Raw genomic sequence first — 15,030 nt, forward strand, 5'->3', positions numbered from 1 at the left:
GTCGAGTAGTTGCTCAGGCATCAGACAGTTCGTAGAGGTCATCGTGTGACCAGTGCACGCAGATGCTGTCTCCGGTGCGAACACGATCACGGTGGAAATCACCGTCAGGCATTGAGGCGACCAGCTCGACACCGTTGCAGTCGAGTGAGACATCCACCGTGCGGCCAAGGAATTCGACATTGGCTACCTGTGCCGCCACGCCGCCGCCGTTCGTGGACAGACGTGTACGATCGGTACGCAAGGCATAGGCACGACCATCGACGTCGACGATGTTGTGACCACCCATGAATTTCGCAACGAAGCTTGTCTGCGGAGCGTTGAAGATCTCCTCGGGTGTACCTGCCTGTTCAATGACCGAGTTGTTCATCAGAACCACACGATCTGACAGTGCCATGGCCTCGTCCTGGCTATGGGTCACATGGATGAACGTCATGCCGAGTTCGCGCTGCAGACGGGACAGTTCAGCTCGCATGCGTATGCGCAGGAATGGATCCAGTGCGGAAAGTGGTTCGTCCAGCAGCAACACCGAAGGCTCGGTTATCAGTGCGCGTGCCAGTGCAACCCGTTGCTGCTGTCCGCCCGATAGCTGCTCAGGCATGCGTGAAGCGAATTCGTCCATATGCACCAGTTCCAGCAGTTCGTGCGCCTTGCGTTCCCGAGCAGTGGTGTCGACCCCCCGCATCTTCAGGCTGAAGGCCACGTTGTCGAGCACGCTCAGATGGGGGAACAGGGCGTAGCTCTGGAACATCATGGCCGTGCCGCGCTGCGCAGGCCGCAGCTGGCTGATGCTGCGACCATCGAGGCGTATGTCACCCGAACTGACTGATTCGTGTCCGGCGATCATTCGCAGAGTCGTGGATTTGCCGCAGCCCGACGGACCCAGCAGACTGACATACTGGCCTGCCGGGAAATGCTGAGTGAAGCTGTCGACTGCAATGGAATCACCAAAACGCTTGGTGACCTGCATCAGTTCCAGTTCGCCGTGGAGTGGCTTGTCGTTCAACGGGGTTCCCATATGGTGCGTGTTTCAGATTGATTGCACTCAGGTGGTGCGTAAAAAGATCGTTTTTCGCGAAATAACAGGCTTTTCGGCCTCACAGGTAACCTCAGTGTCAAGTTTCGTACCGTGTTGGATGCCGCCGTCAAATCAATGACCATTCATGACGCGACAGCCTTGCAGTGCTACGCTCTTCGGATCCTTTGCAGAACGAGCAGGACCCGTCAAGAACATGAGCACTCCCACGATTCGCCCGGCAACCTTTGCCGAGATCGAGCTCATGCTCGATTGGGCAAGCAGAGAAGGCTGGAATCCCGGTGTGGACGATGCACGTCTGTTTCAGCAGGCGGATCCTGACGGCTTCTTCATGGCCTTTGACGGTGAGCAGCCCGCGGCCGCCATCTCGGTTGTCCGGCATGATGAAGAACATGGATTTCTGGGCCTGTACATCTGTCATCCGGACTATCGCGGTCAGGGGTTCGGATGGGCGGTGTGGCAGGCAGGGATGCGCTATCTGGAAGGCAAGGTCATTGGTCTGGATGGGGTCGTGGAACAGCAGAACAACTATCGCAAGTCCGGCTTCGAGCTGGCCTACCGCAATATCCGCTTCGCCGGCTTGACCTCAGGGTTGTCCAGTGTCGGTACCAGCGAAGCCGTGAGTGGCAGCTGCCGAGCCTATGGCGCTGAGGACTGGACAGCGCTGCTGGCCATGGACGAAAAAGCGGCGGGCTATCGCCGGGAAGCACTGCTGGCCAGTTGGGTTGCACCGAGCGATTCGCGGCACTCACTTGTCTGTGTCGCTGATGATGGAACCCTGCAGGCTTTCGCTACCATTCGACGGTGTGCAGAGGGTTACAAGGCAGGACCCGTATTGGCCCGTTCTGTGGATCATGCAGGCGAGCTGCTACGCCAACTGGTTTCTACAACGTCTGCATCGACTCTCATACTGGACGTGCCAGAGCCGAATAAGGAAGGGGTCGAGCTGGCCAGTCGCATCGGGCTGACTGCCGTCTTCGAAACCGCGCGGATGTACAAGGGGAAGTGCCCGCGTTATCAGTTGGGTGAGTTGTTCGGGGTTGCCTCCTTCGAACTGGGTTAATGCAAGTCCGGCTTTTGTCGGGCAGGAAGAATGACATGAAGAAGCGCAGCAATCTGACGAAGGCACTGCTCATTTCGCTGGCCCTGACCGGATTGGTGTTTCTCTATTTCCTGATTTCCGGCCAGAGCATGCAGGTCAACGAGCTGATGAGCTATGTCGCCGGTCTGTTCGGTGGCATTCTGGTGTATCTCTGGTTTGTTGGCAGACGAAGAAAATAGCTGATTGCACTATCGCGCCGGGGATACCGTGAGCGCCAGTTGCCAGTCCACGTCCCTGTGGCGGAACTGAAGTATCGAATGATGCGTGAAGTCCTCGTCACAAACAGGACCTTTCGCGTTCTGTAAACGAGATGACCTGCTGGGCTGACTGCATCGTCAGGCCTTCCCGATACGCTTGCAATCAAGACTGTTCGAGCGTCCTCTCAACCGTGAAAAGCTTACAAACTGAAAGGGGGTTGACCAGCGCTGGTCCATGATTCTGCTGCGCAGCGTCGTATCACCGGCTCACGGAGTCGGCGAACCGCGCATGACACTGACCACTCGCACGCAGGAGATCAACGAGCACATGAACATACTGGAACGGATAAAGTCGGACCACGAGACACAGCGTGACCTGATGAGAAGGATCGAGGACACCGAAGGCGACTCCGAGAAACGGCGAGAACTGTACCAGCAGTTCAAGGCCGAATTCGAAGCCCATGCGGCAGCCGAAGAGCATGCCTTCTATGCCCCACTCATGAAGCACTCGGAAAGCACTGATCAGAGTCGCCACAGTGTGGCAGAACATCATGAGGCGATGGAATTGATCGAGAAGCTGGACGAAACCGACATGAGTTCACCGGAGTGGCTCAAGACCTTCAAGAAGCTGGTTCACGACAACGATCACCACATGGAAGAGGAAGAGGACGATGTCTTCGCGCTTGCCCGGCAGACCCTGGGGGAATCGAAGCTGGCCGAGTTGCTGGAAGTCTTCGATGACAGGAAATCCGAGGAGATGGCGTGAAGTTTGACGGGAAGCCGCTGGGCGCGGCTTCCCGTCAGTGGTTGTGACCTCTCAAAACGACAATACGAAGTCCTGAGAGGGGAATACATGGTCATCAATGAAGGATATGGCAGAACCTTCGCTCACAATGTCGACTTGTACCTTGCCTGCCTGATCCTGCAGCGCGGTGAGCGTCACACTGGAGCCATCCGGCAGCACGCTGGTCTGTGATGCTGCGTCCATTGCATCGGCCATGCCGATACTGATGCTGCTGGTCACGCTGGCGGTCCCGTTGATGGCGCTGTTGCTGTAGTGGTCAAAGTGTGCTTTCAGGCTGGCGGACTCCCGTTGTGCAATCGTGAGTGGGCACAGGGGAGCGTTTGAACTGGCATCGTGAAACCTGGCATCCCAGCGATCATGGCTGTAGTCGGAAACCGTGATACTGCCGGCGATACCACTCTCTTCGATCAGCGCCGAGGTGATAGAGGATCCTTCGATCAGAGAACGGTTGTCTTCTTCAAGGGTGCAGGAGCCGCGCTCCACGCCAACCGCTGCTGATCCATCCGTACGCTGACGCATCGCCGTACCACTGATCAGTAATCGCTCACTGTCACCGGAGCGAATTTCCAGAGCTTCGAATGTGGCCGTTATGGCGATGTAGCTGCCTGAACCGATCACACCCGGATTGACTTCTCGTGTCAGAGAGCCGGACAGGGTTCGACTTTCAAGGGAGCAATCGGCGAATGTGGCGACATGGGAGGGAATCGGTCCATTGCGGCTGATCCTGTTTGCATTGACGGTTCCACCATCGGGACAGGGGTAGTCGCTGTTTTCTTCGGCATCGGCCGCCTCGATTGCAAGTGCAGCCACGGCAGAATCGATGTCGAAGTAGCGATCCAGAAACCTGCCGGTGGCAAGATCGCGCGACAGATCACGAACCTCCGGATAGCCCAGGCGCGCGACGTCGGACGTCCCGTTTTCATCGGCGAGCGCAAATGGCAGACCACCAGCGTCCGATTCTGGTGGAGAGCTGATAGCACTGCCACCGCCAGAATCGCTACAACCGCTGCTCAGGACGATGAGTGAAGCCAGCAGCAGGCAGTAGGTCGGACGGGTGGCGCAATGGGTCATGGTGCATTCTCGATGAGCAGGAAAACAGCTGGATTGAGAGCGCTATATGCGCCTGGCAGTGACCTCCGTCAAGAGAAATCTCGGGTATTTTTACGCCTGATTGATGTACGGGAAATCACCGCCGAGTCCATGGGGGCGTTGGTTTGAAATTTCCATTTTTCTACGGAAAGGTCGACGCGCAGTCTTTCGGTATATCGAGCCGGTCTCATCAGGCTGGTGCCCTCATGAGATATCGACGCTGTCATTTGCCAGCGTGCTCTGATTCCCGGGAATCGGGCTGTGGACTTTCGCTTGCGAGCCACTTGTCAGTCCGGTCCGCGATTCGCGCAGGCTTGTCGATGTGCTGCAAAAAGGGTACTGCCGTGCTGCAAATTCAGCAGCAAGTGAAAACTATATAGGTGATAGATTTTACTCTCAGTTCAGATTCCGAGCAAAGAACATGTCATCCAAGACTTCTCATAACCGAACTCCACTGTCCCATTTCCGAGCCATCGGGAAGAAAACCAGACACAGACTGTTGTTTCTGGCAAGCATTGCCTTGACCCCGTTGTCGGCGCTTGCGCATCATCCACTGGGCGGTCGACAACCTGAAACGGCCTTGGAAGGCCTGCTCTCAGGCATCGGACATCCTGTGATCGGCCTGGACCATCTTGCCTTCATCATAGCAGCAGGTTTGTTGGCTGCCATCGCAAGGCGCGGTCTGTTGATTCCACTGGGTTTTGTTGCCGGAAGCATGGCAGGAGTGGGGTTGCATCTGCAGTTGTTCACGATCCCGGCAGTCGAGCTGTTCATTGCCGCCTCTGTTGTACTTGTCGGTGCCTTGCTGACAATGAAACAGCGGCTTGATGTACGCAAAGAGGCCATTCTGACGGCCGTAGCCGGAGTCTTTCACGGTTATGCCTATGCGGAAGCAATTGTAGGGGCGAACATGGCGACGTTAGCTTCCTATCTCACCGGACTGACGCTTGTCCAGATGGTCATGGCCCTTGGCAGCTATCTGCTTGCCGCGCGGCTCCTCAAGGGTGAATCTCTGGCAGACAATCGTCCTTTGCGACTTGTCGGGCTTGCAATATCGAGCATTGGTGCTGCCTTTTTTGCCATGGCGGCCATGGCCTGACAGGAGGGTTTTCGAATGCTCTCTCTACATGTCGATGAATTCAAACCCGCACGATGGGAAGGTATAAAGCATGAAACAATCTGAAGCACTTACTGTCAGTATCGGAATTCTAGGCGGCGTCGCGGTCGTCGTCACGGCGACGATCATTCCGGTTCCAGTCTGGGTCACGTTTACCGCCTGGGCGTCATTCTTCATAGTCGGCGGAGGCAAGGCAGGGTTCGTCAAATCCGTAGCCTGCAATTTCACGGGTATCCTGATTGCCGGATTATCCTTGCTGGCAATAGAGCTGATCGGGGACAATCTTCTGGTGGCGGCAATCTGCGTCGGCATCGGTAGCGCAGCCATGGTGCAGGCATCCAAGCTGCCATTCACGCACGGTATCATTCCAGCCATTGTCTGGGGGTTTTCTCAAACCGTAGGCACGACAGCAGTTACCGGTCTTGCAGTAAGTGATCCTTTCCCGGAAAACCCGATTCTGATTGCAGTTACGGCCATGCTGCTGGGTGCCGTGTTCGGCTATGCGTCCGAGGCCTGGGGGAAGAAGTTGACGACGATCGAGCCGGTTTCATGATTGCCTGGTCTGCGAGGCAGTTCTGGCGCGAAGCCGATCCGAGTCGGCCGACGATTCCCGTAGGCAATTGCCCTTCAATGGCGACATTGTCGCTACTTCGATCAATCCACAGTTCTGGAAGCAGACATGACTCTTGACAAGAAAATTCCGGTAACGGTATTGACCGGTTATCTGGGTGCCGGCAAGACCACGCTGTTGAACAGAATTCTGACGGGTGACCATGGCAAGCGTATCGCCGTCATCGTCAATGAATTCGGTGAAATCGGTATCGATCATCAGTTGGTCGTGGGAGCTGATGAAGAGATATTCGAGATGAACAACGGATGCATCTGTTGTACTGTGAGAGGTGACCTGATTCGAATCGTCTCGGATTTGACTGAACGTCTGAATGACTTCGATCACTTGATCATCGAAACGACCGGGTTGGCGGATCCTGCACCGGTCATACAGTCATTCTTCGTTGACGAGACCATGCTCAGGCATACACGACTTGACGCCGTTGTCACGGTTGTGGATGCCTGCCACATCGTCAATCACTGGGATAGTCATGAGGCGGAAGAGCAAATAGCCTTTGCTGATGTGGTGTTGTTGAACAAGGCAGACCTGACGAATGACGAAGAGCTTCAGGCTCTGAGACACAAGGTTCGAAGTCTCAACGGGATGGCGTCCATTCACACGACCAGAAACTGTGATGTCGATCTTGACAGCATTCTCGAAGTGAATGCCTTCGATCTTCAACAGGCTCTTGCCATCGACCCCAAATTGCTGGACGACGATGCTCATGAGCATGATGATGACATTCAATCCATTGCGTTCAAGGAGAAGGGGACCATGGACAGCGACGATCTGAACCGCTGGCTCTACCAGCTGGTACAGGCACGCGGCGCCGATATCTTTCGAATGAAGGGTATTCTCAATCTCGACGACAATGCCCGACGCTTTGTTTTTCAGGGCGTGCACATGACTCTGGATGGGCAGCCCGGCAAGGCCTGGGCTGCTGGGCAGGAGAGGTTCAACGAGATGGTCTTCATTGGAAGAAACCTCGATGCCAGAGAGCTTCATGCCGGTTTCCGAAGCTGTTTCATCGAAGAAGATGCTGCAGATCCGGCCAATTCAAAAGACGTGAGGACAAACGATGAAATTACAGCATAATCTCGGTGGTCTGGAAGGGCTTGATCCTGTCAATACTGAACCGCGTGTCTTCGTGGAAGAATGGGAGCAGCGCATATTCGGCATTCATACAGCGATGATGGCGTTGAGTAATCATCTTGATGGTTCGCTGCCGGATTACGACATGAGTCAGGTGCCAAGCACTTTCGAAAGCTTCTGGACCTGGGCACATTTGCGGCAGGGGGCCGAGAACATCCATCCGTTCGACTACTTTCGATTGCGATACTACGAAAAGTGGTTGGGGGGTATTTCCGGGTTCTTCATCGAAGAGGGGTATATCACCGAAGAAGAACTCGATGCTCGTGCAGCTCTGATCCTGAAAGACATGGCCGATGAAAAACCGACTGAGTTGCCGGCAGGTGGGGATCCCTTGATCGATACGCAGGTGGAGAAATACCTGCGGGAAGGTGATTCGCCAAAGAGAGCAGCCAGCACGGCACCCAGATTCAGTGTTGGTGACAGAGTGAGAATAAAGACGATTTCAGCCGGCGTTCACAGTCGACTGCCAGGCAATCTGCAAGGTCGTGTGGCAGAAGTGATGGAAGTCTATGAGGAATCGTATACCTACTTCTACAGCACTGCAGATGGGCTCGGTACGCCCATGCCCGTGTACAACCTTGCCTTCAAGGCTGAAGATCTCTGGGACGAATCGTTGATCGAGCCGGGCTCCGTATATTACAACGATATCTTTGAAGCCTATATCGAAGCTGCTTGATCAGTTCGACCAAACAATCAATTGGGAAATACACCATGACCAGTCTATACCCCGGATTCCGCTACGACGCGGACAAAGAAGTGATCAGTGAAGCAAGGGCGAAAGCACTCGAATCACTGTTGATAGAAAAAGGTGTCATCACCGGAAAAACGGTCGACAAGGTGCTCGGCTATTTTGACACTGAAATGGGACCATTCAATGGTGCCAAACTGGTGGCACGAGCATGGGTCGACCCGGAATTCAAGCAATTGCTGCTCGAGGATTGCAACGCCGCCTGTAAACAGCTCGACCTGCCCAATGGGATGTCCGGTGCCGAAGGTGAGCATATGCGTATCGTCGAGAACACTCCGGACGTTCACAATGTAGTGGTTTGCACTTTGTGCTCCTGCTACCCGTGGCCGACGCTCGGGCTGCCTCCCTATTGGTTCAAGGATCCGACATTCCGAGCCCGAGTGGTTCGTGAGCCACGCGTCGTTCTGAACGAATTCGGTGTGCAGCTGGATGATTCGGTCAATGTGCGCATATGGGATAGCAGTGCTCAGATTCGCTGGTGGGTTCTGCCCATGAGACCCGAAGGCACCGAGGATCTCGGCGAGGAGGAGCTGGCCAGCTTGCTGACTCCGGAGGCCATGATGGGTGTGGCTCTGGTCAGAGCGCCTTCGGAGTAGCATCGATCATGTTTACACGATTCGAACATTATGCGGCAACCAGCATGATGGGGTCGTCTGAAGAGGCACCACCTCGGGAAGATGGACATCTGCAATTCGACCGCGACTGGGAGAAGCTGGTGTTCGGCGTGGCGATTGCCCTGTCGAAGGAAGGTCACTATGAGTGGGACGAGTTTCGACAGGCCCTGATGAACAATATCCGCTCATGGGAAACGTCGCATGATCTGGACGACGTGAGTTGGGATTACTATCAATGCTGGATGGATGCGCTGGAACAGGTAGTGGTAAAGGCTGGCATTCTCGAAGCTGGCGAAATCGAATCGCGGTTCAGTGGCCTGCTGGATTGCAAGCGTGGGTCCGATGGCCATGAGAGCGGCATGAACGAGCTTTCCGGGATTTCTGGTACGGCTCTTTCGTGAATGTGTCCTGTCGTTGCGTGGGTCCCGATAGCGAACCTGCGTTCAATGGTCGAATTCCTGTGTGACGTCAAGGAACCACAGTGGGACGTTCCCTGCTTGTGCAGGCGACGACTGTCGCAATGCGGCCCCCGGGGGGATGATCGATATCCCACCGGGGGTGAACCAGCCTTCATGGCTCAATCTTTCACCGGGTGTGGTCGTCTGAGCGGCTATGCGCTCGGGTTGTCGGAATGCGGCACCTCGGTGACCAGATCCAGTACTTCAGGACGGCGCCGGCGACGAGTCTTGACCGGCACCATGCTGCGCATGGACTCCAGCTTGCCGTAGCACAGCAACTTGTCATCCGCTTCCAGCACGCGTTCCTTTTTCGGGTTGGGGATGATCTTGCCACCTCGGTAAAGGGTCAGCACGTTGATGTCCTGTTCCGACAGCTCGGTATCCGCGATGGAGACGCCGACAAAGTGGGAGCCTTCCGGTATGTAGATCTCGCTGACACCATAGCCCTTGCTGATGGTGAGTCTCTGTCGAATGTCGATTTCGGGAAAATCGACCTGGGCAGCGATATAGTCGATGACACTTCCGGCAACATCCAGGCCGGTACAGGTTTCGATACCTTCCAGGCCCGGGGATGAGTTGACTTCCATGATCTGAGGTCCGTTCTTTCCTTCGAGCATGTCGACACCCGCCACACGAAGGCCGAGTATCTGTGCTGCACGAACGGCCGTTTCGTTGTATTCATCCGACAACTCGACGGCTTCGGCGACACCGCCGCGATGCACATTGCTGCGAAATTCCTGGCCCTGAGCGACTCGGCGCATGGCAGCCACCACTCGGTCGCCGACCACGAAAGCACGGATGTCCTTGCCTTTGCTCTCGGCGACAAATTTCTGGATCAGCACATTCTGCTTCTGACTCTGCAGCAACTCGATGATCGCCTCGGCCGACTTGGTGGATTCTGCGAGGAGTACGCCGATTCCCTGGGTGCCTTCGATCAGCTTGATGACCACGGGTGCACCACCGACCCTTTCGATGGCGGGCAGCACGTCTTTCTTGTCGCGTACGAAGGTTGTTCTGGGGATGCCTACATGGTGCCGGCTGAGAATCTGCAGACTACGCAGCTTGTCCCGCGAGTTGGTGATGCCGGCGGCCGTGTTGGCGCAGAAAATATCCATCTCCTGGCATTGTCTGACCACTGCCGTTCCATAATAGGTGATTGAAGCGCCGATGCGAGGCAGGACAGCATCGTAGCTGCTCAGTGTCTTCTGCCGATAATACAGGTCAGGTACACCCTGCTGGAGATCGATGGCGAACTTCAGGGTGTTCAGGACTCTGACCGTGTGGTTGCGTTGCTTTGCTGCCTCCACGAGTCGACGAGTGCTGTAGGAGTTCGGGCCACACGACAGGATTCCGAGTTTCATGTTTTTCTTCCAATTGCGGCCATATGATGTTCCGGCCAGGGTTTGTCATTTTGAAGAGCGACCAGTCAGGCTATAGAGTACAACATGCGTCGAGTACAGCCGCTCACTTTTTATGACATACCCATCCCCTGTAGGTTGGCGCCGTGTAGAAATGATCGATGTCGCGAAATCCGGCATTGCGCTGTACCGACTCATCCGGATCTGGAGAGAGAGTGGGCAGCTTTTCGTTTCAGGCGCGACATCAATGATGCCTTCATGAAAGATGACACGCGCGGTGAGTTCGCCTGTCAGGTCCTTTGCACGCTGCAATATTTCCGCAGCGAGAGCGACAGCATCGACACGCCATCCGGCCTGCCTGTCGGCAAGTGCCCTGAGTTCAAGCCCCCAGCTGCGAGAACGAGCAGTCGATCATCTGCCGATACCGATTCCTGCCAGTTGCAGATGGGTCATGCGATGGAGACCGTTCAGCGCCGCAACCACGGATCGTTGGACACGACAGGCGGGCGATTCGCAGCGATTACCGTTCGCACTGATCGAGAAGGACTTGTCGACGGCGCTGAACGTGGTTGCAGGGACAGCACCATGCGGTCAGAATCATTGGCCCAGAACCTGTTTGCCACGCCTGAAGCTGACTGCACTGTCCATGAAGAAGCCGGATGCCAGATTCACGATCAGCAGCGAAGCCGAGCTGCGTGACCTTCATGCCGACACGCATGCTCTGGCGATTGACAAGTGTCTGCCGGCACTTGACCGGCATTGCCGAGCCTTCATTGCTCGATCTCCGTTTCTCTGTCTGTCCACTCAGCATGTCAACGGTTCTGCCGATGTCAGCCCACGAGGAGATCCACCCGGGTTCGTGCAGGTGCTCAAGGAGGATCAGTAATGTCCAGGGGAACGTTGTATGTCTTCTGCGGGAAGATGGCATCGGGCAAGAGTACCCTTGCGCGGCAGATTGCTGCAGAGCGCGCGTCGACCATGCTCAGTGAGGATCATTTGCTGGCTGCGCTGTATGCCGGAGAGGTGAATGATGTGTCGAGCTATGTGCGCTGTTCCGACAAGCTGAAATCGGCGATACGACCGGTGCTGATCGATCTCCTGCGCAATGGAGCCTCCGTCGTACTCGACTTTCCTGCCAATACCGTCACTCAGCGTCGCTGGATACAGGATGTCATCGTGCAAGCCGGCGCATCTCATGAATTTCACTATCTGCACAGTTCCGATGAGTCTTGCAAGGCGCGGCTGAAAGCCCGGGCAATCGAAGAGCCGCAACGCCATGCAACGGATACCGTGGCGATGTTCGATGCCATCACTCGATTTTTCGAGCCTCCGTCGAACGACGAAGGTTTCGACATCATTCGTCACGATTGCGGATGAGCAATTCTGATCGACACCGGCTGATTGTATGATCAGTGCCATGCAACAAACACGAGAAAGACTGCATGTTCTGCTTGGCGGCTGGCCAGCTCCACGGCGGCCCGAGTCGGCTGCGGTGCCAGACCGACGATCAGTACCGCCAACTGTCTCCGGTGGCATGGTGATCGAACGATTGCAAGTGCCGTGCACGCGACGCACCGCCCATGCGCCGGACGACTGGATTCCCGCTCTGTTGTGCAGGCCCGAGGGCGATGGGCCTTTTCCGGTGGTGTTGTACTGTCATGCCCATGGCAATAATCATGCTATCGGCAAGCAGGAGCTGCTGAGTGGCCGACCGGCCTTGAGCGAAGGTCCCTATGCACCTGTGCTGATCGAACGCGGTATGGCTGCACTGGTTGTAGACCTGCCATGTTTCGGTGAGCGCTCAGGCTATGGTGAATCTGCCTTGAGCAAGTCCCTCCTGTGGCACGGGGATACGCTGTTCGGCACCATGTTGCGAGAACTGGCCAGTGCCATCGATTACCTGGAGGGCAGGGCTGACATGGACTCCAGCAGGATAGCGGCTTATGGAATTTCCATGGGGGCAACGCTGGGCTGGTGGCTGGCTGCACTGGATGATCGGGTGAAGGCGGTGGCGGAAGTCTGCTGTCTGGCCGACCTTGAAACCCTGATTGAACTCGGGGCGCACGATGAGCACGGAATCTACATGACGGTCCCAGGGCTGTGTGCACAATTCAGCACGGCTGACATCGTCTCGCTGATCATCCCTCGCCCTCATCTGTGTGCCGTTGGTGCGTTGGATTCGCTGACGCCACCTCGGGCACTCGACGCAGTGGTGAAGCCTCTGGAACAAGCCTGCGAATGTGCTGATGCCGCTCATGCCTGGGAGTTGCTGATCGAGCCGGAAAGCGGCCATGTGGAAACGCCTCGCATGCGTCGAAAAGTGCTTGACTTTCTGGAGAGGCAGCTTCTGGACTAAGGGGTTTTCCGCTCGCGCGACAAATTGTTACAAAATTGATTCACATCTGACGCGTTAGGCGTTATCCTGCTCGGCAGGTTGCCGCAAGTTCACTACCATTGAGACGGTTCTGATAAAGTCACTGGCCTGCCGTCTGGCTGTTCAGCGCCCTTGCCGGGACTGATGTCATGCATTCCGACGGACGAATTCACTCACGGAAAAATCACAGTTACCAGGTCATGTCAAAGTCATTGAGATTCGCTGCGGTTGGTATCGATCACCGCCATATTTTCGGTCAGATCCAGAACATGCTGGATGTGGGCGGAGAGTTTGCGGGCTGGTGGACAGAGGGCGAACCGGAAACCCTGGAAGGCTTTGTCAAGCGTTTCGGCAACGAACAACGCGTGCCCGAGCTGAAAACGCTGTTGCAGGACGACAGTATCGACCTGATCCTCATTGCCGCCATTCCACGAGATCGAGCGGCACTGGCGATCTCGGCGATGGAAGCCGGCAAGGATGTCATGGTGGACAAACCGGGCTGCACGACCCTCGAGCAGCTGGAGCAGATCAGACAGTGCGTCAAGCAGACCGGCCGAATCTGGTCCATCGATTTCTCCGAGCGTTTCGAAGTGGCCAGTGTCACCAGGGCGGCAACGCTGGTGCAGGAGGGGGCCATCGGCAAGGTCATCCAGACACTGGGCATGGGGCCACACAGACTCAACCGGCCCACGCGTCCCGAGTGGTTCTTCGACCGCAACAGCTATGGTGGCATTCTGTGCGACATCGGTTCACATCAGATCGACCAGTTTCTGTATTTCACCGGTAGCACCGATGCCGATATCCGCATGGCAACCGTAGGCAATTACGCCAATCCCGATGACAAGGGGCTGCAGGACTTCGGAGAGATTGCGCTGCAGAGCGAGCATGGCCACGCCTACATCCGGGTGGACTGGTACACACCCGATGCGTTGCCAACCTGGGGCGATGGACGATTGACCATACTGGGTACCGAAGGCTATATCGAACTGCGCAAGTACGTGGATGTGGCCCGAGACGATGGAATCGACCATCTCTATCTGGTCAACGGCACGCGCCATGAAAAGATCGATTGCAGTGATGCCGGTTATCCCTACTTCCAGAACCTGCGCAACGATATCGAGAATCGCACGGACACGGCCATGCCGCAGGCACATGCCTTCAAGGTCATGGAGCTGGCACTGAAAGCGCAGCTGCTGGCCGAAGAGGCCCATCCTGCCGGTCGCTGGGTCTGATTACCATGCCTGCTTCCACCGGAAAGCCGCTACGCGTTGCCATCATCGGAGCGGGAATCGGCGGTGAGCATCTTGCCGCCTATCGCGAACTGCCCGAACGGTTTGTTGTCAGCACCGTGTGTGATCTGGACGAGCAACGCGCGCGCAGTATCGTCAATGGTGCCAACATTGCGGTAAGCAGGGATCTGTCGGCAGTCATCCACGATGATGAGATCGATATCATCGACGTCTGTCTGCCGCCTCATCTGCATTTCGACACAGCCCTGATGGCACTCGAAGCCGGCAAGCACGTGGTTTGTGAAAAGCCGCTGGTGAACTCGCTGGCTCAGGCGGATGCCCTGGCAGAGGCATCGGCAAAAACGGGTAGATGCATCACACCGGTATTCCAATACCGTTACGGACCTGCGATGCAGCAACTGCGGGCTCTGATGGATGCCGGCCTGGCTGGCAAGCCCTATATGGCAAGCCTGGAAACACACTGGAATCGTGATGCCGATTATTACGCCATCCCCTGGCGCGGCACCTGGGAGGGCGAACGAGGTGGTGCCGTACTGGGGCATGCCATCCATAATCACGATCTACTGATGCATGTGCTGGGACCCGTGGCAGGCCTGTCGGCCAGCTGCGCAACGCGTGTCAATGACATAGAAACCGAAGACTGCGCTGCAATCCAGTTCGACATGGAAAATGGCGCCCTGGCAACCAGTTCGATCACTCTGGGAGCGGCTACCGATACTTCACGCTTGCGATTCTGTTTTCAGGGCCTGACGGCCACCAGCGGAACGGCGCCCTATGCGCCGGCAAGCGATACCTGGGAGTTTCTGGCTCGCACTCCGGCGCAGCAGGCAGCCATCGACGAGGTACTGGCGGCGGTTGTGCCTGCCCGATCGGGTTTTACCGGTTTTTTCGATGCACTCTATGATGCGTTGAACGGTCAGCCCGGGCGTGAAGTGCTGCTGCGGGATGGGCGCAGATCGCTGGAGCTGGTCAGTGCCATCTATCTATCGGCTCAGTCGGGTAGGCGGGTGTCGCTGCCGCTAGGGGCCAACGATGCAGTATACGAGAGCTGGGTACCCCGGCATCATCACACCACCGTCGCGTAGACGCGACACACGACAACGCAGGAGATCGACGGAAAAGG

The 15,030-nt window shown here is 56.3% G+C and carries 17 protein-coding genes and 1 pseudogene; 14 read left to right on the forward strand and 4 right to left on the reverse strand.

Annotation, left to right across the window (positions count from 1 at the left end; genetic code table 11):
* Positions 1–13 precede the first annotated feature (13 nt).
* A complete protein-coding gene (locus ACUNV4_RS07965; RefSeq protein WP_430877979.1) occupies positions 14–1,003 on the reverse strand; it encodes an ABC transporter ATP-binding protein in 990 nt (329 codons plus the stop codon).
* A 226-nt stretch (positions 1,004–1,229) separates the two neighbouring features.
* Between ACUNV4_RS07965 and ACUNV4_RS07970 the strand changes: the two genes are divergently transcribed.
* The 3 genes from ACUNV4_RS07970 (at position 1,230) to ACUNV4_RS07980 (ending at position 3,098) form a co-directional block, all read left to right on the forward strand.
* Positions 1,230–2,096, forward strand: coding sequence for a GNAT family N-acetyltransferase (locus ACUNV4_RS07970; protein WP_430877980.1), 867 nt, complete (start codon positions 1,230–1,232; stop codon positions 2,094–2,096).
* A gap of 35 nt (positions 2,097–2,131) precedes the next feature.
* The gene (locus tag ACUNV4_RS07975; protein ID WP_430877981.1) at positions 2,132–2,314 is read left to right on the forward strand and encodes a hypothetical protein; all 183 of its coding nucleotides are present in this window, start codon (positions 2,132–2,134) and stop codon (positions 2,312–2,314) included.
* 307 nt (positions 2,315–2,621) lie between these two features.
* Positions 2,622–3,098 (forward strand): hemerythrin domain-containing protein, encoded by a 477-nt coding sequence (locus ACUNV4_RS07980; protein ID WP_430877982.1) that lies wholly within the window; start codon positions 2,622–2,624, stop codon positions 3,096–3,098.
* 51 nt (positions 3,099–3,149) lie between these two features.
* Here ACUNV4_RS07980 and ACUNV4_RS07985 read toward each other — a convergent pair whose 3' ends face one another.
* Entirely contained in the window at positions 3,150–4,208 is a 1,059-nt protein-coding gene (locus tag ACUNV4_RS07985) for a hypothetical protein (protein ID WP_430877983.1), read from the reverse strand.
* Between the two features lie 439 nt (positions 4,209–4,647).
* On the opposite strand from ACUNV4_RS07985, the gene ACUNV4_RS07990 reads away from it, so the two are divergent.
* The 6 genes from ACUNV4_RS07990 (at position 4,648) to ACUNV4_RS08015 (ending at position 8,868) form a co-directional block, all read left to right on the forward strand.
* Positions 4,648–5,325 (forward strand): HupE/UreJ family protein, encoded by a 678-nt coding sequence (locus ACUNV4_RS07990; protein WP_430877984.1) that lies wholly within the window; start codon positions 4,648–4,650, stop codon positions 5,323–5,325.
* Between the two features lie 70 nt (positions 5,326–5,395).
* Entirely contained in the window at positions 5,396–5,896 is a 501-nt protein-coding gene (locus tag ACUNV4_RS07995) for a DUF1097 domain-containing protein (protein WP_430877985.1), read from the forward strand.
* A 126-nt stretch (positions 5,897–6,022) separates the two neighbouring features.
* The gene (locus ACUNV4_RS08000) at positions 6,023–7,048 is read left to right on the forward strand and encodes a CobW family GTP-binding protein (protein WP_430877986.1); all 1,026 of its coding nucleotides are present in this window, start codon (positions 6,023–6,025) and stop codon (positions 7,046–7,048) included.
* A complete protein-coding gene (gene nthB / locus ACUNV4_RS08005) occupies positions 7,032–7,781 on the forward strand; it encodes a nitrile hydratase subunit beta (RefSeq protein ID WP_430877987.1) in 750 nt (249 codons plus the stop codon). Before ACUNV4_RS08000 ends, nthB begins: the two co-directional genes overlap by 17 nt.
* A 35-nt stretch (positions 7,782–7,816) precedes the next feature.
* The gene (nthA, locus tag ACUNV4_RS08010; protein WP_430877988.1) at positions 7,817–8,449 is read left to right on the forward strand and encodes a nitrile hydratase subunit alpha; all 633 of its coding nucleotides are present in this window, start codon (positions 7,817–7,819) and stop codon (positions 8,447–8,449) included.
* Between the two features lie 8 nt (positions 8,450–8,457).
* Positions 8,458–8,868 (forward strand): nitrile hydratase accessory protein, encoded by a 411-nt coding sequence (locus tag ACUNV4_RS08015; protein WP_430877989.1) that lies wholly within the window; start codon positions 8,458–8,460, stop codon positions 8,866–8,868.
* Positions 8,869–9,077: 209 nt separating this feature from the next.
* Here the strand turns inward: ACUNV4_RS08015 and ACUNV4_RS08020 are convergent, their stop codons facing one another.
* Together ACUNV4_RS08020 and ACUNV4_RS08025 are read right to left on the reverse strand one after the other, a co-directional pair.
* Positions 9,078–9,380, reverse strand: coding sequence for a cation:proton antiporter regulatory subunit (locus tag ACUNV4_RS08020; protein ID WP_430878299.1), 303 nt, complete (start codon positions 9,378–9,380; stop codon positions 9,078–9,080).
* A pseudogene (locus ACUNV4_RS08025) lies at positions 9,363–10,286 on the reverse strand (ATP-grasp domain-containing protein); the annotation flags it as partial. The pseudogene ACUNV4_RS08025 and the gene ACUNV4_RS08020, both read right to left, overlap by 18 nt.
* A 448-nt stretch (positions 10,287–10,734) precedes the next feature.
* Here ACUNV4_RS08025 and ACUNV4_RS08030 point away from each other — a divergent pair.
* The 5 genes from ACUNV4_RS08030 to ACUNV4_RS08050 all read left to right on the forward strand — a co-directional run bounded on the left by ACUNV4_RS08030 (position 10,735) and on the right by ACUNV4_RS08050 (position 14,992).
* A complete protein-coding gene (locus ACUNV4_RS08030; RefSeq protein WP_430877990.1) occupies positions 10,735–11,169 on the forward strand; it encodes a pyridoxamine 5'-phosphate oxidase family protein in 435 nt (144 codons plus the stop codon).
* Entirely contained in the window at positions 11,169–11,660 is a 492-nt protein-coding gene (locus ACUNV4_RS08035; protein ID WP_430877991.1) for an AAA family ATPase, read from the forward strand. The genes ACUNV4_RS08030 and ACUNV4_RS08035 overlap by 1 nt, the downstream gene beginning before the upstream one ends.
* A 40-nt stretch (positions 11,661–11,700) precedes the next feature.
* The gene (locus ACUNV4_RS08040; RefSeq protein WP_430877992.1) at positions 11,701–12,639 is read left to right on the forward strand and encodes an alpha/beta hydrolase family protein; all 939 of its coding nucleotides are present in this window, start codon (positions 11,701–11,703) and stop codon (positions 12,637–12,639) included.
* 218 nt (positions 12,640–12,857) lie between these two features.
* Entirely contained in the window at positions 12,858–13,889 is a 1,032-nt protein-coding gene (locus ACUNV4_RS08045) for a Gfo/Idh/MocA family protein (RefSeq protein WP_430877993.1), read from the forward strand.
* Between the two features lie 5 nt (positions 13,890–13,894).
* Entirely contained in the window at positions 13,895–14,992 is a 1,098-nt protein-coding gene (locus ACUNV4_RS08050) for a Gfo/Idh/MocA family protein (protein ID WP_430877994.1), read from the forward strand.
* Positions 14,993–15,030 lie beyond the last annotated feature (38 nt).

The sequence above is a fragment of the Granulosicoccus sp. 3-233 genome (assembly GCF_052681095.1).